Here is a 19,892-nt window from a genome sequence, read left to right on the forward strand (position 1 = left end):
ATTATATAAAGCAATCATAGGATTTGATTTGAGTACCTTAGTCTAATTTTGTAAGTCTAATTTTGTACTAAGGTACTCAAACTTGTTATATATATTGCATTTTCAAATGCTATATATTTCTTTTAGTTTTATGCAAGGTCAAACAAGGAATACTCCTTGTCCATATTTGACTGTCGACATTAATCTCTACTAGCAGTAAGATAATTGTATTGATTTAAGGAAATTAATCAGTGGCGTTCTTAGCGCAAGCTGCATCAAGGGATAATTATGTCCCAATTGAGGCGAAATTGGTTCAGTTTCCATTTTTTATAACGGAGGTCATATCATACATCCGTGGAAGCAAAAGCTGGTATGGTTTGCGGCTATTGTGGCAGTACTATTTGTTGTGCCATTCTTAGTTCCCATGAGTGCATATATTCAGCAGGTAGAAGCGTTGGCAACGAACACGCTCGGCCAACCAGTCAGCATTGGGTCGCTTCGCGTAGCCTTATTGCCAAGCCCGCGTCTTAACGTGGGTGATGTCGTGGTGGGTAAACATCGAGAGTTAACTATCGCGCATATTTCTGTGGTTCCTGCCCTTACATCTTTATTGTCAGAGACCAAGGTAATATCAAGCTTGCGAGTGATAAAGCCCATGAGTACAAAGGACGCGCTTAATATTTTAGCTGGTTTAGCCACGGAAGCAGAGGGGAAACCCAGCAACAATGCTGTAAATGTACGTCAAATAATTATAAAGGATGCAAAGCTTGATTGGCCAGGCATGCGCTTGCTAGAGATGAATGCTGATATCAGCTTAAGCGCTGAAAGTAAGCCTGAAGCAGCTAAGATAGAGAGTGTAGATGGCCAGCTAAAGTTTAATTTTATCCCCCAGAGTAGTCGGCAATTAATCACGCTCACTGCCAAAGAGTGGATTTTGCCGATGGGAGCGCCTTTGCTCATTAACCAGCTACAGATGAATATGGTGCTAACCGAAAGCAAGTTGGAGGTTTCTAAAATTGACGGCACATTTTATGGTGGTAAGTTAAGCGGCGTTGCTAATTTAACTTGGGGTAAAAGCTATAAGATTAACGGAAAAATCAAGCTTGATAACCTAGCGCTACATGAGCCAGCAACGTTACTGACCAAGTCTACAAGCGTGAGTGGCCAACTTTTTAGCAGCGGCCAATACACTGCGACAGCAAAAGAGCCCGCACAGCTAGCGGATAACTTGCATGCGAATTTTAAATTTAATGTAAAAGATGGTGTGCTCTATGGTTTTGACTTGGCAAAAGCGCCATTAATGCTTTTAGGGCAGGGTAAAGGCGGTGAAACCAAGTTTGATGAGTTCACTGGCTTGCTTGGAATCTCAGGTAAAACATATCAATTACGTAATTTACAAATAAGTTCTGGACTGATGTTAACCTACGGCGCAGTGAAAATAAACCCGAATAAAAGCCTAAATGGCGAGGTGAAAGTAGAAGTCAAGAATAGCATGAAGATTGCAGCAATTCCGTTACAAGTTTCTGGTACTTTAGACAACCCAACAGTATTCCCAACCAAGGCTGCTATAGCTGGCGCTGTTGCAGGTACCGCCCTTTTAGGACCGGTAGGGACGGGAGTTGGCATTAAGGCTGGCGAGGCTATAGGAGACTTGAAAGGCTTATTTATCGGTGATGAAAAATAAATAGCCATGTTTGCAACATACTGTAGGGCAATAGGTAAGATAGTTGGTATAAATTAACAAAATAGGTGGTCTGTTATGTTTAAATTTAAAAAGTGGTTGTGGGCAAAAATTACAAGATTTTTGGGGCTTAATCGAGCTTATGAAAAATACTTAGCTCATTTTAATCATTATCAAACGAATGTGGTGGATGGGGAATTGCAAAAGGACTTGAATGTAAAGGCCATGAGCAAAGAGGAATTCACGAAAGTGTGGAAGCCAACTAAAAAAAGTAAAAGCGGATGTTGTTAATTTATACATCAAAATTATTTCGCAATAAAAAGATAGCCTGCTAGAAGTAACCCCACTAATGCAATTGAAAAGCTAAATAATGAAGCCAACCAAGGAATTGCTAATTTGGGTACATCTTCAGGTGGAAGCGTTTTAAGATAACGATAATGGTTTAATTGCGCCCCTACTGAAATGATAACTCCAATCATCACCAGCGAAACGCCCAAGATACCTGCAGTACCATTACTCGGTTGCAAGGTATTATTAGTTTGATTTGATAATGACAATACCGATAAAAATAAGCCAAATTTAGCTACAACAAACCCAAGTGCCATTACGGTCATACTCGACCGCAGCCAAGCTAATAAAGTACGTTCTGCAGCAAAAAAGACACTTGGGTCAGAAGCCATTTGTATTCCTTAAAAGTTATCTTGATTATAAAAAATAAGTAAGTTGATATATCAATTAAGTAGTTATTCAAATCTAAATATTAACCCTATATGCTAACTTTTAATCATGGTTCTGGTGAATCAGTATCAAAATTCCCTTGGCTTAAGCTAGTCCGCGCAGCCGCCGCTAGTGCCTGATATTTCTTTTTGAATTCATCGAGATTCTCCTCTTCAAGATCTTCCAAATCCAGGAGTACATTATGAGCGCCTTTTGTAGCGCGGATTAACTCGTCAAGCTTGACCTGAATGGCCTCAGTATCTCTATTTTGTGTATTTTGAATTAAGAAAACCATTAAAAATGTGATGATGGTTGTTCCTGTATTAATAACCAATTGCCATGTATCGCTAAAATTGAAGATCGGACCTGTAAGAATCCACACGACAACAATCGCAGTTGCAAAGGCAAACACGCGCGGTCGACCGCAGAAGTGAGCTGTGACCTTAGCAAAATTTGAATACCAAGAAGTGTTGCGCATAAGTTTTATTTCCTTGATGGTGTTTGTTTAACTTTATTGTTTAACAATTAAACCACATTTTATTTACTTAAACTTTTACTGACTATCCAGCAAAGTTACGCGACCATACTAATTTTATACTTAACTAGTACTTAACTAGGTTAAAAAAAACAAATTTCCGGTACGACGGAATTAAAACTAAAGATAACGGTGTTAACCTTCTAATAAGAACATGATTAAGTGTTTATTTTAACAATGATACTTTTATCCTTGGTGTATCCTTATTCTTAATCATTTAATTTCCATAATTGGGTAGTAATACTCATAAAGTTATAATTTGTTATATATATTTTTCGGGTTAGAGCAAAGCCTAATTTATTAAGGGTTAGTAAGTGGCAAATCAAATAAAATACCTGAGTATTTCCAAGAGTTATCGACTAACGTTAGTTATGTTGCTTATTCTATCTGGCGTATTTGTTGCATATATTCGTTCAGAAATACAGGTTGACCGCGCTAATGAACTAAGAATTCAATCGTATCTTTTAGCTGATTAACTACGTCAATCATCTGATGACCTTACGCGCATGGTGCGCACTTATGTAATCACTGGCGATAGTATTTATAAGCAACATTATCAAGAGATTTTGGATATACGTAATGGCAAGCTCCCTCGCCCAACTTCCTACAACAATATATATTGGGATTTAGTATTAGCTGACAACATCAGGCCTCGCGCTTATGGTGAAAATAAGCCCTTACTGCAGAGGATGAAAGAAGCAGGGTTCACCAATATAGAGTTTGCAGAGTTATCAAAAGCTAAGTCTAACTCTGATTTGTTGACGAACAGAGAGTTCGCTGCAATGAAGTTAATCGAACCTACGAATGCCACTACGGCCCTTGTTCGTAATAAAGCTAGCTTAATGTTACATGACATGGCTTACCATCAGGCTAAGGCTGCCATTATGCAGCCCATCTCTAATTTCAACCAAATGATGGAAATACGGACTTTAGCAAATATTCATTATGCTGAAACAACGGCTTTGGTGTTGAGAATACTTGTCATTTTCTTCGGAGTAATGTTCTCTTTTGCCTTATGGCGTCACTATAAATTACTAAATGCCATATTAGGGGCATCTGCAGATGAGGTGCACAGGCATTTAGTAAGAATTGGCAGTGGGGAGCTGTTATCAAAGATTCCAGTCGGAAAAGGTATGGAAAACAGTGTGATGGGGTGGCTCTCTCAAACCCAAATCAAATTGGCTCAAATTAATAATGAACATCAAGCTGCAGAACTACGAAGCCATCGGCAAACTCAACTATATGCAGCTTTAAGTCAATGCAATCAGGCGATTGTGCGTAGTAAAAATGAGAGGGAACTATTTCCTAAAATCTGCCAAGATGCCGTGCTCTTTGGCGGCATGAAGATGGCTTGGATAGGGATTTTTGATGAAAAGAGTCAATTATTAATTCCTGTTGCCTCTTATGGAACGGGGACAGAATATTTAGATTTTCTTAAAATTTCCGTTGACGCTAAAGTGAATACTGGACGTGGCCCTAGCGGCACAGCATTTCGTGAAGATAAACCGTTTTGGTGTCTTGATTTTCGTCATGACCCTTCAACAGGATTTTGGCATGAACTAGGTTCAAAATTTGAATGGGGTGCTTCTGCGGCATTACCGCTGCATCGCAATGGTAAGGTTGTAGGTATCTTTAATATCTATGCCAATGACCAAAATGTGTTCGATAAACAAGGTCAAAATCTGTTGATTGAAATGACTTCAGATATTGATTTTGCGCTGGATAATTTTGATATTGAAAATGAACGGGAACAATTTAAAGGGAAATTGTTAGAGAGTGAAGAAGTCTCGAGATTAGTGCTGGAAAACTCCTTAGATGCAATCATCAATATGGACAGCCAAGGCTTAGTGATTGAGTGGAGTGGCGCCGCATATAAAATGTTTGGCTACCAACGAGAGGATGCTATGGGTCAAAAACTCTCTGATCTTATAATTCCCGAAAGAGACCGTGAAGCGCATTTAAAAGGAATGAAAAGAGTCATTGCCACAAATCAGTCAAACATGACTGGTCGACGTGTTGAGGTATCTGCGTTAAGGCTTGATGGTACAGAAATGCCAGCGGAAATGTCTATAGCAAAAATTGAAACAGGTAACTTAGTCTTTTTTAGCGCATTTATTAGAGACATTACTAATCGTAAAGAATATGAAAAGCAAATACAGCAACTCGCCCATTTTGATGCGTTAACTAATTTACCTAATCGGATTTTGTTGCAAGACCATTTCAAATACGCATTAAGTTTGGTTAAGCGCAATAATGGAAAATTGGCCATTATATTCCTCGATCTTGATCACTTTAAAGACATTAATGACACACTAGGTCACAGTATTGGTGACTTATTACTAAAAGAGGTAGCGAGTAGATTACAGTTGACCTTGCGTGAAGAAGATACGCTGTCACGTTTAGGTGGAGATGAATTTATATTAATATTACCAGGGACAGATTCGCTAGGTGCGGCTAACGTATCGCAAAAACTGCTAAATATTATGGCTATGCCTTATCACATTGATTCGTTTGAACTCACTGTCACTGGTTCATTAGGTGTTGCGTTGTATCCTGACGATGGCAATGATTTTGAGATACTCTCTCAAAAAGCCGATACCGCAATGTATCGAGCCAAACAAGAGGGAAGAAACAATTATCGTTTCTTTACTGCTGAAATGCAGGCTAAATCTTCCAGAAATTTACAATTGGTGAATGCTTTACGTTACGCACTGGAACGCAATCAACTACATTTGCATTATCAACCTCAGATATCTCTTAATAAAAATTGCATCATCGGTACAGAAGCTTTATTGCGCTGGTATCACCCAGACCTTGGTACTATTTCTCCTGCGGAATTCATACCAATTGCTGAAGATTCAGGATTGATAATTTCTATCGGGGAGTGGGTGTTACGGCAAGCCGTGAAACAAGCTAAATTATGGATGGACGAGGGTAACGACCCATTAATCATGGCGGTGAATATCTCAGCAATACAGTTCCGTCATCCAGATTTACCTAAATTAGTCACACAAATACTTGAAGAAATTGGACTGGCTCCAGAATATCTTGAGTTAGAGCTCACTGAAGGCGTTGCAATGTATGACCCTCTAGGTGCCATTGAGATGATGAATAATTTACATGAGCTGGGTATTCGCTTATCTATTGATGATTTTGGTACAGGCTATTCTTCATTGAGTTATTTAAAGAGGTTTAAAGTCTATAAACTCAAAATTGATCAATCTTTTGTGCGAGACATTAATACCGACCCTGAAGATAAAGCAATTGTGAGCGCCGTGATTAGCATGTCTAAAAGTCTTGGTTTACAAACTATCGCAGAAGGGGTGGAAACCATTGAGCAATTAACCTATTTGCGGGCGCAAGGGTGTGACGAAGTGCAAGGTTTTTACTACAGCAGAGCTATGCCAATAGAACAATTAGACAAGTATTTCAGAGAGTTTAAATCATTGAAACATTAATTGTGCAATCACATCTTGGGATTGGCTATTTTGGATGCACGTTTAAAAAAGCCCTTTCAGACTTTTTAAAGAGCATTTAACAGGCATCAACACCAATCAGGATTTGGGATTTCGGCAAATACTTTACGTAAACCCTCACCCCAATGTTGACGCACTGAGAGAAAGTAAGGGTCGTCTTTTGCAATGCGGTGATTGTAATCGATGCTAAGTTTATTATTTCTATACACCAGCACGTCCACTGGCAAATCAACAGACACATTACTGCGAATGGTCGAATCAAATGAGATGAGTACGCATTTAAGTGCGTCCTCTAGGCTACATTTGTAATTAATTACCCTGTCTAAAATCGGCTTGCCGTACTTAGTTTCGCCTATCTGAAAATATGGGGTTTCTTTGCTGGCTTCAATAAAATTTCCAGCAGAATATATATGGAAAAGCCGTGTAGGCTCACCCGCTATTTGCCCAGCAAACAGAACCGAGATATTAAAGTCTGTATTGTGGTGGCGTAAATGTTCGGCATCTTCTTTATGCACAGTACGGATGGCCAAACCAATTAGTCGCGCAGCATCGAACATATCGCTGACATTGAGTAAATGCTGCGTTTCATTGTTGGCGATGTCTTTATGTAAGTGTTGCAATACAGCTTGTGTAACGGCTAAATTACCAGAAGTGAGCATAATCATCGTGCGCTCGCCAGGTACTTCAAAAGTAGTCATTTTAGGAAAAGTAGCTACTTGATCCACCCCCGCATTTGTACGGGTATCTGATGCCATGACTAATCCAGATTCTAGAAGTACTCCAACACAATAAGTCATAAATGCAGCTTGAGAAATAAAGCATTAATAATAACTTTTTAATGATTAAACAAGCAACTTGTTTGCGCTGTAAATCGCGCCAAATCAAGCTTCATTTAGGTGATTCTAGGATTTTATTTGTTAAAACTTGTTTCTATTAATGCAACTTAACCGCTGAGCCGAATTTAAGCTTAAAATGTGCTTAGGTTTTTGAGACTACACATGGCAACTTCAAATCAAAATTCACAAGCTTCTAAAGTTAATTCTTGGCTAGGTAATACGGCTGGCTATTCCGCAGGCGCAAGCAAATTGGATGAAATGCTTGATCAATCAGGCAAGGTTCGCCCGCATTGGTCATATTATATTCAAGCCTTACAAAAATTAGGGTCAACTGAAGTAAGTTTAAGGCAGAATGAAATTCACAAGTTACTCCGTGAGAACGGCGTCACTTACAATGTGTATGGTGACCCTGATGGCAGCAGTAGGCCTTGGCAGCTAGATTCCGTTCCATTGCTACTTGCGAATGAAGAGTGGCGCGAGATTGAGCTTGGTCTGCTTGAGCGTGCAGAGCTTCTTAACCTAATTTTGGCGGACATTTACGGGCCGCGCGAGCTTATTCGACAAGGCTTGTTACCGATTGAGATGTTGTATAACCACAGCGGTTTTTTACGCGCTTGTGACAAAATTAAAATACCAGGTAAACATCAATTAGTGCTTTATGCGGCAGACTTAGCCCGCGGTCCTGATAATCGTATGTGGGTCATTGGCGACCGCACCCAAGCGCCTTCTGGGGCTGGATATGCTTTGGAAAACAGGCTGGCAATGTCGCGTGTTTTTCCCAATATTTTTCGTGACACACAAGTACAACGCTTGGATGGCTTTTTTCAATCGTTGCGTCATGGTATGCAAGAAATTGCACCGCAAAATTCAGATGCGCCAAGAGTAGTTGTACTTACACCGGGGCCGTTTAATGAAACCTTCTTTGAACATGCTTATTTAGCTTCACATTTAGGCTATCCTTTGGTTCAAGGGGATGACTTAACCGTGCGTGATGGCTTTGTTTGGTTGAAATCACTGAATGGTTTGCAGCGCGTAGATGTGATTATGCGCCGTATGGACGATGTATTTTGTGATCCACTAGAGTTGCGTGATGATTCACGTTTAGGTATTCCAGGCCTGTTAGAAGTAGCGCGCAGAGGCAATGTGACGATTGCAAACCCTTTAGGCAGCGGCGTATTAGAAAGCCCAGGTTTATTGCCATTTTTACCAAAAATAGCACAATACTTTTTAGGCAAACCACTGCGTTTGCCTAGTGCCGCCACATGGTGGTGCGGTCAGCCCAAAGAGCTAGATTATGTGCTTAATAATCTAAATAAATTGGTCATTAAACATATTTGCCGTGGCGCTGTTACCTCGGTTTTTGGTATTCAGTTGAATCACCAACAAATCACTTATTGGCGCGACCGTATTCGTGCCAACCCAGCATTTTTTGTCGGGCAAGAACATGAAATTTTCTCTACCGCGCCCTCATTGGTGGATGGTCATTTAGAGCCGCGTCAGTCATTGATGCGCTGTTTTATGGTTGCCCAAGAAGGTGGTTATAAGCTCATGCCTGGCAGCCTCACACGCAGCGCGGCGCAAACAGAAGATGTGCTGGTTTCAAATCAGCTAGGCGCAATGAGTAAAGATACCTGGATAGTGGGTGGCAATACCACGCAACAAAACAGTCCTGCAGCAAGTAAGCATAATGAATTAAATAGTAACAGTTACTCCAGCACGCTTTCAAGCCGCGTTGCCGAAAATTTATTTTGGGTGGGGCGTTATGCCGAACGTACAGAAGGTAGCATTCGCCTGCTTCGCACGACAGTTAAAAAACTTTATATCAATCCAGATAATAGTAATGTGTATTTTCAGCATAGTTTGCACACGATGTTGCGTAGCTTAACTAACATTACCAATACTTACCCAGGTTTTTTGGGTGATGCAACTAAAGAAGCCACCGCATTACTGCAAACACCAGATGGCGAATTGTTGGCATTAATGTTAGATGAAGAAAAAGTCGGTAGCATTGCCAATAATCAGCGTAGTTTGGTGCAAGCGGGTTATACCGTGCGTAATTTGTGGTCATCGGATACTTGGCGGGTAATGGACGACATTAAGTCCCACTTAGAACAATCCCAGCAACTCACAGAATCTACATTGTGGAATATTCAAGAGCACATGGATGGATTAATCACCGCATTATCAGCATTCAGCGGCTTGATTATGGAAAGCATGACACGTGGTAACGGTTGGCTATTTTTAGATATTGGCCGTCGCCTAGAGCGCGCATTACTGCTAATTTCACTATTACGAAGTAGCTTCTCTACCGCGCAAGCTTCAGGCACAGAACAACTTTTAATGGAATCATTGCTGGAAACCAGCGATAACCTGATTTGCTACCGTGAGCATTATCGCAATAGCATAGAGCTACCTTCATTTATCGAATTGCTGATGTTAGATAAAAATAATCCACGCTCTTTGGCCTACCAATTTAGTCGCATTCAAGAACACGTGAACAAAATGCCGCGAAAACAAAGCAACGCACAGCTTAGTGTAGAAGAACGTCTCATATTAGAAGCGTGTAGTCTGTTAGATCTAACCAATATTAACGACTTGATTAAAACTACACAGGCGCATGTGCGTGAGAATTTAGATCAAACACTAAGCCGTTTGTATTATTTAATCGCCACCTTATCCGACAGCATTACTGTTACCTATTTCAAACACGGGCAGCTACAACATTCTCTCAACGAAGTCAGGCCAGTTTAGCAAAATCACATGCACTATAAAATCACTCATATCACTAAGTACGATTACACCAATAAAGTTTCTCTGTCATACAGCGAAGCCCGCTTAATGCCAAGAAACTGTAAGAATCAACAAGTGATTTCATCCACGCTGGATATAGAACCTTACGCGGCAGACTTTCGTATTCGCGAAGACTTTTTTGGTAATCCTGTGGCGCATTTTTCTATGCAGCAAGCACATAATGTTTTCACTATTACCGCAATAAGCGAAGTACAGCTACAAGAAAACCCAACCCAACTAGACTTTTATCAGGGGTATAAGTGGGAAGAAGTGCGGGACATGTTAGCGCAACAGCAGTATTTTTTAGCACAATCTGCAGAAATGTTAGATGCCCGTCAATACACACTAAATTCACCATTGGTGGCTGTAAGTGCAGAGCTGGCGGAATACGCGCAACCTTCTTTCACAAAGGGCAGGTTAATCACAGATGCGGTGAATGACTTAATGCAACGTATTTATAAGGACTTTACCTTTGATCCAGACTTTACCACCCTCGCCACGCCGCTGGCCACTGTATTAGAGCACAGAAGAGGGGTTTGTCAGGATTTTGCACACCTTGCAATTGGCTGCTTACGTTCATTAGGATTAGCCGCACGCTATGTGAGTGGCTACATAGAAACCATACCACCCGCGGGCAAAACCAAGTTGATTGGCGCAGATGCCTCACATGCTTGGTTTTCAGTCTACGTGCCCGAACAAGGCTGGGTAGATTTTGACCCCACCAATAACCAAATGCCCAGCACCAAACACATCACGCTGGGCTGGGGAAGGGATTATGCCGATATTACCCCACTAAAAGGCGTGATATTTGGCGGCCAACAGCACGAGTTAGATGTTTCGGTGCATGTAGAGTGTTTAGATTCGTAAGCCTAATTTACCTTATAGGGTTTTTGATTACTTGATTACGTCTCCGTGTTACAAACCCTACAACCCCAAGACCTAATATGAGCATGCCATAAGTTTCAGGTTCAGGAACAGGGCTCACTGAGACTTTCCAAGAACCTGGCTGACCTCTGTGTTCTCCTTCGAATGTGACAAATGGTTCATCATAACCATTAATGCTATCACTAAGATTTGATGAGCTCATATCAATAAAATGGCCGCGTCCACCGTAAAATGCAAATCGATTTAGATTGATATTCCAAGTGCTTGGCAGTCCATCTGCACTAAAACTACCTATATTTAGATATCCGCCTACTTGTGGATTGAATTCATCGGGAGTTGGCCCAGGATAAATCAACTCTGTGGGGTTTGTTAAGCTTGTAGTAAAAATTTTCAGTGAAGTTATATTGTCGATACTCGAGCTGGTAGTTAAAAGTCCAACAGTCTGAATCTCGATCCCTAATGAAATTTCATCTGTATAGCCCACCATTTCCCATTGGACGTCATCGATCTGAGTCATTACATGGTAAGTTTCTAGAAACGGGTTTCCAGTGTAACTGTATATATAGTTAGCCTTAGCTAGACTAGGAAACATTGTGAGAAGGATAAAGCCGAGGGGAAGGATTGTTTTGATAAACTTAGAAAAAGCCTTTTTCATGGGGAACTCCTTTCAGAAATCCACTTATTTAGAGATGTTAGAAAACATTGCTAAATACATAAAGCTTAATGAGTAAATATTGCGTTTTAACCAATATCGGCAAAATACAATATTTATCATTGTTCTAAGTTTACGCTGCTAAATTTGCTAATACAATAAACTCAGTGGATTGTGAAGGTGAGTTTTAATTATTAGTTTATTCTAATTTTTCAACGGGTTATCTTCCGCATAAGCGAATCCAATTTTCTTTAGCTTAGCTTGATACATGGCTTTATCTGCAGAGTTAATCAACTCTTCCGAAGAGTTTCCATCTTTAGGATAAATGGATATGCCAATACTAGGATTGATCACTATATCCTGCCCTGCTAAACGACAAGGTTGCTGAATTGAGTTAATGATTTTATGGGCAATTAAATCAATATCGCTTTTACTTTCCATTTGCATTAACAAATAAAGAAACTCATCACCCCCATGCCGGCTAACTGTGTCATCTTCACGCGTTACATCTAACAAACGTTTAGATATGGTTTGCAACAAGGTATCTCCGACACCATGTCCATAAATATCATTAATTTCTTTAAATTTATCAAGGTCCAAAAACATCACTGCTAAAGTCCAGTGATATCGATTAGCCTGCGCCAGTGCATGTTCTAGCCTATCAGTAAACAGAGCGCGATTAGGCAGACCTGTTAATGTGTCATGCAGTGCATCGTGGCGATCAGAATCTCCTTGAGCCTTAACCTCGATTAACTGATCTTCTAATCGCTCTCGCTCTACAATTTCTTCTGCAAGCGCTTCATTAACAATGGTTAGTTGTTCAGCGACATCCTCTACTTTATCTTTAACAGCATCACTCTTTTCAATAGCATTTTCTACTTCTAAATTCGTCTCTTGATTTGCTAATTCTTGCTTAAGTACTTCGTTGACTGAAGAGAGCTCCTCGACACAATTCGTCACATTGTCTTTTATAAGCTCACTCTTTTTCAAAACCTTAGACAAGGAAATTGTTTTTTTATTTGGATTAGATACATCTGAAGCTTTATTTTTTTTCATGTGCTGAGAAATATCCGAGTTTTAAGTAGTTAAGAGTGAGTTTAATTCAGATTGCAAATACGTTTAAATGGTTCAAGTGTTATACAAGCATAAGGCAAATGAGCTCATTTACCTACAAAGCCTTTAGCTAACTATCTAATCATCACAATCTAGTATTCTTAATGAGAAATTAGAGGGTCATGTATACTTAACAACAGTTTTATTACACTAAAACTTTACTTATTTAACTAGTTCTTGGCGACCTTTAAAGCACAATCTAGTTATACATCTTTTTGATTTAATCCTCTAAATAAGATTTTACTGATGTCAATATCACCTAAATTACCTCATGATCCTCTGCAAAATAAAATACTTGCAGCACTAAATAAGTCTGATTACCAACGTATTATTTCTGACTTAGAGCTAGTAGAAATGCCGCTTGGATGGAAGCTTGCTGAAGCGGGCGACCACGTGAAATATATTCACTTTCCAATTAGTGGAATCGTTTCACTTATTTACGATTTAGAAGATGGCTCATCAAGTGAAATAGCGATTGTGGGCAACGAAGGGATGATCGGTATTTCAGTCTATATGGGTGGAGATAGCATGCCAAGTAGCACAGAGGTTCAGTGCGCAGGCTATGCTTATCGCCTCAGTAGAAAAATTCTGAAACGAGAATTTTCCTTAGGCGGCCAACTGCAACAAATTGCTTTGCTTTACACGCAAGCCTTGATTGCGCAAACCTCTCAAACAGCCGTTTGTAACCAACATCACACAATAGATCAGCAACTTAGCCGCTGGCTACTAATGAGCTTAGATAGATTGCACGATGATAAAATGTTAATCACTCAGAGCTTAATTGCTAGGTTACTAGGTGTACGCAGAGAAAGCGTGACCGAGGCCGCTGGTAAATTGCAAAAAGTAGGGTTAATTACCTACACTCGCGGCCGTATAACAGTGCTGGATCGTCCCAAACTAGAAGAACGCGTATGTGAATGTTATTCTGCAGTTGCAAAAGAATACGCACGTTTGCTGCCAGCCTAGTTAATGTTTTTTTTTGATATAAAAATCACTCAACCCGTATTACGCAAACCCGCCGCAATACCATTAATTGTTAAATGAATCGCGCGTTTCACTAGCACGTCGGTTTCACCGCTTCTATGGCGTTTAATGAGTGCGACTTGTAGGTGATTTAGCGGGTCTAGGTAGGGGAGGCGGTTTTTGATTGAGTTAGCCAATGTTGGGTTATTGGCTAGGCGTTCGGTACTTTGTAAAATTAAATTAAGTGCTTGGTTAGTGAGTGCATGCTCTCTTTGAATGCGTTCAAACACGGAGTTTCTTAGAATTTCATCCTGAACTAATTCAGAATAACAGGCGGCTATGTTAAGGTCTGTTTTTGCTAGCATCATGTCCATATTTGAGATGAGCGTTTTGAATAAAGGCCAAGCGGTGAGCATGTCTCTTAATACTTCTATGCGTTGATTTCTGTCGGTTTCATCTTTGCTTGCGCTTAAATAGTTATTAATGGCGCTGCCAAAGCCGTACCAACCCGGCAGTAGTAATCGGCATTGCCCCCATGAGAAACCCCATGGTATTGCGCGTAAGTCTTCAATGCGTTGGGTGGATTTACGCGATGCAGGGCGGCTGCCTAGGTTTAAATCGGCAATTTCTGAAATGGGCGTTGAGCTGAAAAAGTATTCGGCAAATCTTGGCGTTTCATAAACCAAATCTCGGTAAGCGTGCATGGCGCTGGCTGAGAGTTGATCCATTAACATTTCATAAGCTCTACGCTGCGTTTGGGGCAACTGATCTTGCGGAAATAGCGAAGCATCTATGGTTGCGGCTATAAATGCCTCTAAATTGCGCCTTGCCACTTTGGGGTCTGAAAATTTATTGGCGATAATTTCACCTTGTTCCGTTAAGCGTATTTGCCCTGCAACTGTGCCCAGCGGTTGCGCCATAATCGCCTGATAAGTTGGCCCGCCGCCACGACCAACTGCGCCGCCACGGCCGTGGAATAAACGCAATCTCACGTCTGCCTGACTGAATAGCTCAACTAAATAGACTTCGGCTTTGTATAACTCCCAGTTTGAGGTTAAGAAGCCGCCGTCTTTGTTGCTGTCGGAATAGCCGAGCATGATTTCTTGCTCATTGCCTTGGTGGCGAATTAAATGGCGAATGCCTAGCAAGCTTAACCATTCACTCATGATTTTTGGCGCATTGCGTAAATCTTCAATGGTTTCAAATAGCGGGACGATATTGAGTTCCATCTCTACGCTGGATGAACCCCATGCACCACGCAATAAGCCTGCTTCTTTTTGTAGCAAAGCCACTTCAAGCAGGTCAGACATCGTTTCGGTATGCGAAATAATATAGTGGCGCACCGTGCGACTGCCAAATTTTGCACGAACTTCTCGCGCTTTTCTCATTACATTCATTTCTGTTTGGAGCAAGTCTGAATATTGTTGAAAAGGTGAGTACAACAAACGTGGCTGCCTGAGCTCTTCTAGCAGAATATTTACTTTTTCTGTCTCCGTGAGCGCTGCATAGTCAAAACTATAGCCAGCATTCACAAACAGCTCTTTTAACACGGCTTCATGCACGTCTGAGCTTTGTCTTAAATCGATGGTGGCTAAATGAAAACCAAAGGTTTCAACTGCCTTAATCAGCTTGCCCAGCCTTGGGTACACCAGCAATTCACCATGATTTTTAATCAATGAATTGGCAATAATATTAAGGTCAGCTAGCAACTCATCTGCACTAGTATAAGGTTTTAGATTTTCGGCTACGTTGGTTTCGATATGCAGGCTGGCTTCGCTACCGATTAAATTTTGAAAGCTGAGTGACAAGCGCCCCATGACCGCCATGATGGCAAGCCGATAAGGTTCATCTTGTCGGTGTGGAGATTGGTCTTGCGAAGTGCTAGCTAAATCTAATAACTCTTGTGAAACGTTCACTAAGCGCGTGGTGGGCGTTAGCTCTTTATGCAAGCTGCTGATTTCGCGTAAATAATGTTCAAATGCTACGGTTGCTTGCTGTACTGTTGCAGTGTCTAAGGTAGCGGCGTTTACATTGGGGTTGCCATCACGGTCACCGCCAATCCAACTGCCCATTTGCAAAAAGCTTGGTAATTGGTAACGCTCGGTGCCAGTTTTACCAAATAAATCGCCTATGTCTTGTTCTAAATCTTGCAATAGCTCAGGTATGGCATCGAGCAAACTCAAGCGGTAATAAGAAAGCGCATTGTCAATTTCATTATTAACCGTGAGTTTGTCAAAGCGCAACATTCTGGTTTGCCACAAAGCCGTTACGGCGGCGTAGAGCATACGCGAGTTTTTTTCGGTTTCTTGGCGCGACATCAGTTGCGCTTTATTGGCGAGCAATGATGAAATGACTTGTTCCGTGTCTAACAGGCTTTTTCTTTGCACTTCGGTTGGGTGTGCGGTTAACACTGGTGAGATTAATGCTGATTTAAAAAAATCATCAATTTGTTTTAAGGTTAACTTCTCATCTTTGAAAGATCGGATAGAGTTTGCCACGCCGCCTGGCGCTTCAACGCTTTCTTCCATTCGATATTGGTAGTTGCTGTAAAGGTCTTCAGCAATATTGACCAAGTGTTTAAAGTAACTAAACGCTCTTGCCACTGAAATGGTTTGGCTGTTCGTGAGCTCTTTTAATAAGCCATCTAATTTTTGTGTAAACTCCTGGTCACCTTCGCGATGAAATTTAACGGCAGACTGACGAATCGCCTCTATGGTTTCAAAAGTTTTTTCGCCTTCGTTATCTTTAATCACCTCGCCGAGAATGCGCCCAAGGTAACGAATATTTTCTTTAAGCGCGGTTTCAGCCGCGGTCTTCGGTGCATTCATTTTTCAATTCCTAAAACCAAGCATGTTCAATGGCTCACTTATTTAGAGTGCAATCTCTAATTCGCATGCCACCTTAAATCTAACGTAAATGGATAGTCACGGTTATTTAACTCAGTGGGCGGTTCCATTTGTTTCACCGCTATATTAGCGGCATCCTTCGGCGATTTAATTGTGCCTGGTGTATGTTCAAGAACGGTAAAACGGCTTACGCGGCGGCCTTCAGCTTCATAAGCATTGACTGGCAAGGTGTCATAGTTACGACCTCCCGGATGCGTGACATGATAAGTACAACCGCCAACAGAGCGGCCATTCCATGTGTCGATCACATCAAACACCAGCGGTGCTTGCACGCCTATGCTTGGGTGCAATGCAGAAGGTGGGTTCCAAGCGCGGTAACGTACCCCTGCGACCATTTCACCTTGTGTGCCAGTGTCACGTAGCGGCAAGCGGCGACCGTTGCAGGTAATTACATAGCGTTCACCTGTAATGCCAGTGAGTTTAACTTGCAGGCGTTCAACCGAAGAATCGACATATCTAGCTGTGCCGCCGCTAGTGATTTCCTCACCTAATACATGCCAAGGCTCAATTGCGGTTCTGAGTTCAAGTTGTAAGTCTTGAATTTCTAATGTGCCGCAACGTGGAAAGCGGAATTCAATAAACGGCGCAAACCAATCTTTAGAAAATGCATAGCCAGCAGCTTGTAAATCTTGCGCGACATCTTCAATATCGCGTTCAATAAAGTGCGGCAGCATAAAGCGGTCATGTAACTGTGTGCCCCAACGTACCAGTGGTTTTTTGTAGGGCTCTTTCCAAAATCTTGCCACTAAAGCGCGTAGTAGCAATATTTGCACCAAGCTCATATGCGCATGCGGTGGCATTTCAAAAGCACGGAGTTCTAATAAGCCAAGTCGACCAGTATCTGAGCCCGGCGCATAGAGCTTATCAATACAGAATTCACTGCGATGCGTATTGCCCGTCATATCCACAAGCAAATTGCGTAATAAGCGATCTACCAACCACGGCGCGGGTACTTCACCATCTGGCATTTGTTGAAAGGCGATTTCTAACTCGTACAAGCTATCATTACGCGCTTCATCAACGCGCGGTGCTTGGCTAGTTGGGCCAATAAACAAACCTGAAAACAGGTATGACAATGAAGGGTGATGCTGCCAATACGTTATTAAGCTGCGTAGCAAATCAGGGCGGCGCAAAATGGGGCTATCCGCTGGCGTAATTCCACCCAGCGTGACGTGATTACCGCCTCCCGTGCCAGTATGACGGCCATCCAGCATGAATTTCTCAGAGCCTAGTCTGGTTAAACGTGCTTGTTCATACAATATCGTTGTGTTGTTAACCAAAGCATCCCAACTGGCGGCTGGGTGAATGTTAACTTCAATCACACCAGGGTCTGGCGTGACAGGTAAGCGAGTTAAGCGTAAGTCGTGAGGCGGTTGATAACCTTCAATCACCACAGGCATGTTTAAGGTGCTAGAGGTGGCTTCAATGGAGGCAATGATGTCTAAATAATGTTCTAACTTATTGGTGGGCGGTAGAAAGACATGCAAGCGTCCGCCTCTGGTTTCTACGCACAAGGCTGTATGCGGCGTAAATTCTGGGTCTGCTGGCGGTGCTTCTTCATCAGCTTCAACATCAACACCGTCATCCACCACGCCCATCTCGTTTCTATGCATATTCTCTTTGGTGAATTTGCTATAACGGCGGCTAACTTCAGAATCAATATCCGCTAGTGGCTCTACCGCTTCATACAAGCTACGCTCATGTTCGTGGTCGCGGTCTTCAAAGGCTATCCAAGGCAATGAGCTTAATGGCAGGCGCAATCCCATAGCGGAATCGCCCGGCGCTAGAAACATTTCTCCACGTCTAAATTCCCAAGCGCTGCTGCTCCAAGCGTTGCGCTGGTGACTCCAATGCAGTGGAAGTAAATAGCCAACTGGCGCGCCTAAATCTCCCGTGAGCACTTTTGTCAGGCGCTTGCGCTCTAAATCATCTTTAAGGTCTGATTTGAGTGGGTTTAGATTGTTTGGTAATAAGCCTTCAGCTAATAAGTAGTAAAGCGGGTCTTCATAACCCGCACAAATATGGCTGCCTTTCAGACCTAGTCGTTTTGCTAGGTCGCGAATGAAGGTGTCAGCTTGTGTTTGATTTAAGCCATAGTCTTTGTTTTCATCGGCTAAAAGCTCAGGGTTACGCCAAACGGGTTTGCCATCTTTACGCCAAAAGCAGGCGAGTTGCCAACGAGGTAGCGCTTCGCCCGGGTACCATTTTCCTTGTCCAAAATACAGCAAACCGCCTGGTGCAAAGCTATCGCGTAAACGTCTGACTAACTGACCAGCTAATTGACGTTTTTCCACACCATCAGCATCAATATTCCATTCTGGCGCATCCATATTATCGATAGAGATAAAAGTCGGTTCGCCACCCATGGTGAGGCGCACATCTCCTGCTTCTAATTCAACATCTATCTTTTGACCTAGCGCATTAATCTCTACCCATTGCTGTTCGCTATAAGGTTTGGTGACGCGCGGATCTTCGTGAATACGGGTGACATTATTGCTAAAACTAAATTCGATATTGGCTTGACCTGTATAGCCGCCAGTCACAGGGGCTGCGCTGACATAATCAGCCGTGCAAGCGAGTGGGATATGACCTTCACCAGCCAATAAGCCAGAAGTTGCATCTAAGCCTATCCAACCTGCGCCGGGAATATACACTTCAGCCCATGCATGCAAGTCGGTAAAGTCAACTTCGGTACCAGATGGGCCATCCAAAGATTTAACATCAGCCGTGAGCTGCACCAAATAGCCAGAAACGAATCGAGCGGCTAAGCCCATGTGGCGCATGGCTTGCACTAGCAACCAAGCAGAATCACGACAAGAACCTAATCTTTTGTCTAAGGTTTCTTCACATGTTTGCACGCCTACTTCCATGCGAATAGAGTAATTGACCGTTTGATTAACGCGCTGATTTAAGTACACCAGAAAATCTACAATGGCTTTTTTACCAACGTCAATTTCTGCTAACCACGCTTTGAGCGAAGGCCCTTGTTCGCGCACTTCTAAGTAGGGCGCAAGCTCTTTAAGTAACTGCTCTGGATAAGCAAACGGATAATTCTCTGCGTATTCTTCCAAGAAGAAATCGAAAGGATTAATCACCGTCATTTCAGCAATCAAATCCACTTCAATAGAAAGCACGGTAGATTTTTCTGGAAAAACCACGCGCGCAAGATAATTGCCAAATGGATCTTGCTGCCAACTAATAAAATGATTCTCAGGTAATATTTTAAGTGAGTAAGCGCTCACAGGCGTGCGCGAGTGCGCCGCTGGCCGAAGACGGAAAACATGCGGAGTAAGTTGCACAGGGTTATCATAGTGATAAGCTGTTTTATGGTGTAGCGCGACTCGAATAGTCATTAATGT

The 19,892-nt window shown here is 42.0% G+C and carries 13 protein-coding genes; 6 read left to right on the top strand and 7 right to left on the bottom strand.

Annotated elements, in window-relative coordinates; all coding sequences use genetic code 11:
- Nucleotides 1–367 precede the first annotated feature (367 nt).
- Nucleotides 368–1,663 (top strand): AsmA family protein, encoded by a 1,296-nt coding sequence (locus tag PSV17_RS06060; RefSeq protein ID WP_300480662.1) that lies wholly within the window; start codon nucleotides 368–370, stop codon nucleotides 1,661–1,663.
- 75 nt (nucleotides 1,664–1,738) lie between these two features.
- Complete coding sequence (locus PSV17_RS06065) at nucleotides 1,739–1,951, top strand: hypothetical protein (RefSeq protein ID WP_300480664.1); 213 nt, start codon at nucleotides 1,739–1,741, stop codon at nucleotides 1,949–1,951.
- 14 nt (nucleotides 1,952–1,965) lie between these two features.
- On the opposite strand, the gene PSV17_RS06070 is transcribed toward PSV17_RS06065, so the two are convergent.
- Nucleotides 1,966–2,340 carry a DUF202 domain-containing protein gene (locus tag PSV17_RS06070; protein WP_300480667.1) on the bottom strand — a complete coding sequence of 125 codons (375 nt, stop codon included), beginning with the start codon at nucleotides 2,338–2,340 and terminating at the stop codon, nucleotides 1,966–1,968.
- A gap of 104 nt (nucleotides 2,341–2,444) precedes the next feature.
- Nucleotides 2,445–2,855 carry a low affinity iron permease family protein gene (locus tag PSV17_RS06075; protein WP_300480669.1) on the bottom strand — a complete coding sequence of 137 codons (411 nt, stop codon included), beginning with the start codon at nucleotides 2,853–2,855 and terminating at the stop codon, nucleotides 2,445–2,447.
- 563 nt (nucleotides 2,856–3,418) lie between these two features.
- On the opposite strand from PSV17_RS06075, the gene PSV17_RS06080 reads away from it, so the two are divergent.
- Nucleotides 3,419–6,370 (top strand): EAL domain-containing protein, encoded by a 2,952-nt coding sequence (locus tag PSV17_RS06080; protein WP_300480671.1) that lies wholly within the window; start codon nucleotides 3,419–3,421, stop codon nucleotides 6,368–6,370.
- An 86-nt stretch (nucleotides 6,371–6,456) separates the two neighbouring features.
- On the opposite strand, the gene PSV17_RS06085 is transcribed toward PSV17_RS06080, so the two are convergent.
- Nucleotides 6,457–7,185: a proteasome-type protease gene (locus PSV17_RS06085; protein ID WP_300480672.1), complete on the bottom strand. Its 729-nt coding sequence runs from the start codon at nucleotides 7,183–7,185 to the stop codon at nucleotides 6,457–6,459.
- A gap of 201 nt (nucleotides 7,186–7,386) precedes the next feature.
- Between PSV17_RS06085 and PSV17_RS06090 the strand changes: the two genes are divergently transcribed.
- Nucleotides 7,387–9,975, top strand: coding sequence for a circularly permuted type 2 ATP-grasp protein (locus tag PSV17_RS06090; protein WP_300480674.1), 2,589 nt, complete (start codon nucleotides 7,387–7,389; stop codon nucleotides 9,973–9,975).
- Nucleotides 9,976–9,984: 9 nt separating this feature from the next.
- Complete coding sequence (locus PSV17_RS06095; RefSeq protein WP_300480676.1) at nucleotides 9,985–10,881, top strand: transglutaminase family protein; 897 nt, start codon at nucleotides 9,985–9,987, stop codon at nucleotides 10,879–10,881.
- 7 nt (nucleotides 10,882–10,888) lie between these two features.
- Here the strand turns inward: PSV17_RS06095 and PSV17_RS06100 are convergent, their stop codons facing one another.
- Nucleotides 10,889–11,554 (bottom strand): PEP-CTERM sorting domain-containing protein, encoded by a 666-nt coding sequence (locus PSV17_RS06100; protein WP_300480678.1) that lies wholly within the window; start codon nucleotides 11,552–11,554, stop codon nucleotides 10,889–10,891.
- Nucleotides 11,555–11,755: 201 nt separating this feature from the next.
- A complete protein-coding gene (locus tag PSV17_RS06105) occupies nucleotides 11,756–12,607 on the bottom strand; it encodes a GGDEF domain-containing protein (protein WP_300480680.1) in 852 nt (283 codons plus the stop codon).
- Between the two features lie 303 nt (nucleotides 12,608–12,910).
- On the opposite strand from PSV17_RS06105, the gene PSV17_RS06110 reads away from it, so the two are divergent.
- The gene (locus PSV17_RS06110; protein WP_300480682.1) at nucleotides 12,911–13,630 is read left to right on the top strand and encodes a Crp/Fnr family transcriptional regulator; all 720 of its coding nucleotides are present in this window, start codon (nucleotides 12,911–12,913) and stop codon (nucleotides 13,628–13,630) included.
- A gap of 29 nt (nucleotides 13,631–13,659) precedes the next feature.
- On the opposite strand, the gene ppc is transcribed toward PSV17_RS06110, so the two are convergent.
- Together ppc and PSV17_RS06120 are read right to left on the bottom strand one after the other, a co-directional pair.
- Nucleotides 13,660–16,455 (bottom strand): phosphoenolpyruvate carboxylase, encoded by a 2,796-nt coding sequence (gene ppc / locus PSV17_RS06115; RefSeq protein WP_300480683.1) that lies wholly within the window; start codon nucleotides 16,453–16,455, stop codon nucleotides 13,660–13,662.
- Between the two features lie 56 nt (nucleotides 16,456–16,511).
- A complete protein-coding gene (locus tag PSV17_RS06120; protein WP_300480685.1) occupies nucleotides 16,512–19,886 on the bottom strand; it encodes a transglutaminase family protein in 3,375 nt (1,124 codons plus the stop codon).
- Between the last annotated feature and the right edge of the window lie 6 nt (nucleotides 19,887–19,892).

This window comes from Methylotenera sp. (assembly GCF_029946165.1).
Classification (GTDB): Bacteria; Pseudomonadota; Gammaproteobacteria; order Burkholderiales; family Methylophilaceae; genus Methylotenera.

Coding starts and splice junctions, on each gene's coding strand:
- ppc (WP_300480683.1), bottom strand. CDS start 16,455: ATGAATGCACCGAAGACCGCGGCTGAAACCGCGCTTAAAGAAAATATT.
- PSV17_RS06075 (WP_300480669.1), bottom strand. CDS start 2,855: ATGCGCAACACTTCTTGGTATTCAAATTTTGCTAAGGTCACAGCTCAC.
- PSV17_RS06090 (WP_300480674.1), top strand. CDS start 7,387: ATGGCAACTTCAAATCAAAATTCACAAGCTTCTAAAGTTAATTCTTGG.
- PSV17_RS06120 (WP_300480685.1), bottom strand. CDS start 19,886: ATGACTATTCGAGTCGCGCTACACCATAAAACAGCTTATCACTATGAT.
- PSV17_RS06070 (WP_300480667.1), bottom strand. CDS start 2,340: ATGGCTTCTGACCCAAGTGTCTTTTTTGCTGCAGAACGTACTTTATTA.
- PSV17_RS06080 (WP_300480671.1), top strand. CDS start 3,419: ATGGTGCGCACTTATGTAATCACTGGCGATAGTATTTATAAGCAACAT.
- PSV17_RS06065 (WP_300480664.1), top strand. CDS start 1,739: ATGTTTAAATTTAAAAAGTGGTTGTGGGCAAAAATTACAAGATTTTTG.
- PSV17_RS06100 (WP_300480678.1), bottom strand. CDS start 11,554: ATGAAAAAGGCTTTTTCTAAGTTTATCAAAACAATCCTTCCCCTCGGC.
- PSV17_RS06095 (WP_300480676.1), top strand. CDS start 9,985: ATGCACTATAAAATCACTCATATCACTAAGTACGATTACACCAATAAA.
- PSV17_RS06105 (WP_300480680.1), bottom strand. CDS start 12,607: ATGAAAAAAAATAAAGCTTCAGATGTATCTAATCCAAATAAAAAAACA.
- PSV17_RS06110 (WP_300480682.1), top strand. CDS start 12,911: ATGTCAATATCACCTAAATTACCTCATGATCCTCTGCAAAATAAAATA.
- PSV17_RS06085 (WP_300480672.1), bottom strand. CDS start 7,185: ATGACTTATTGTGTTGGAGTACTTCTAGAATCTGGATTAGTCATGGCA.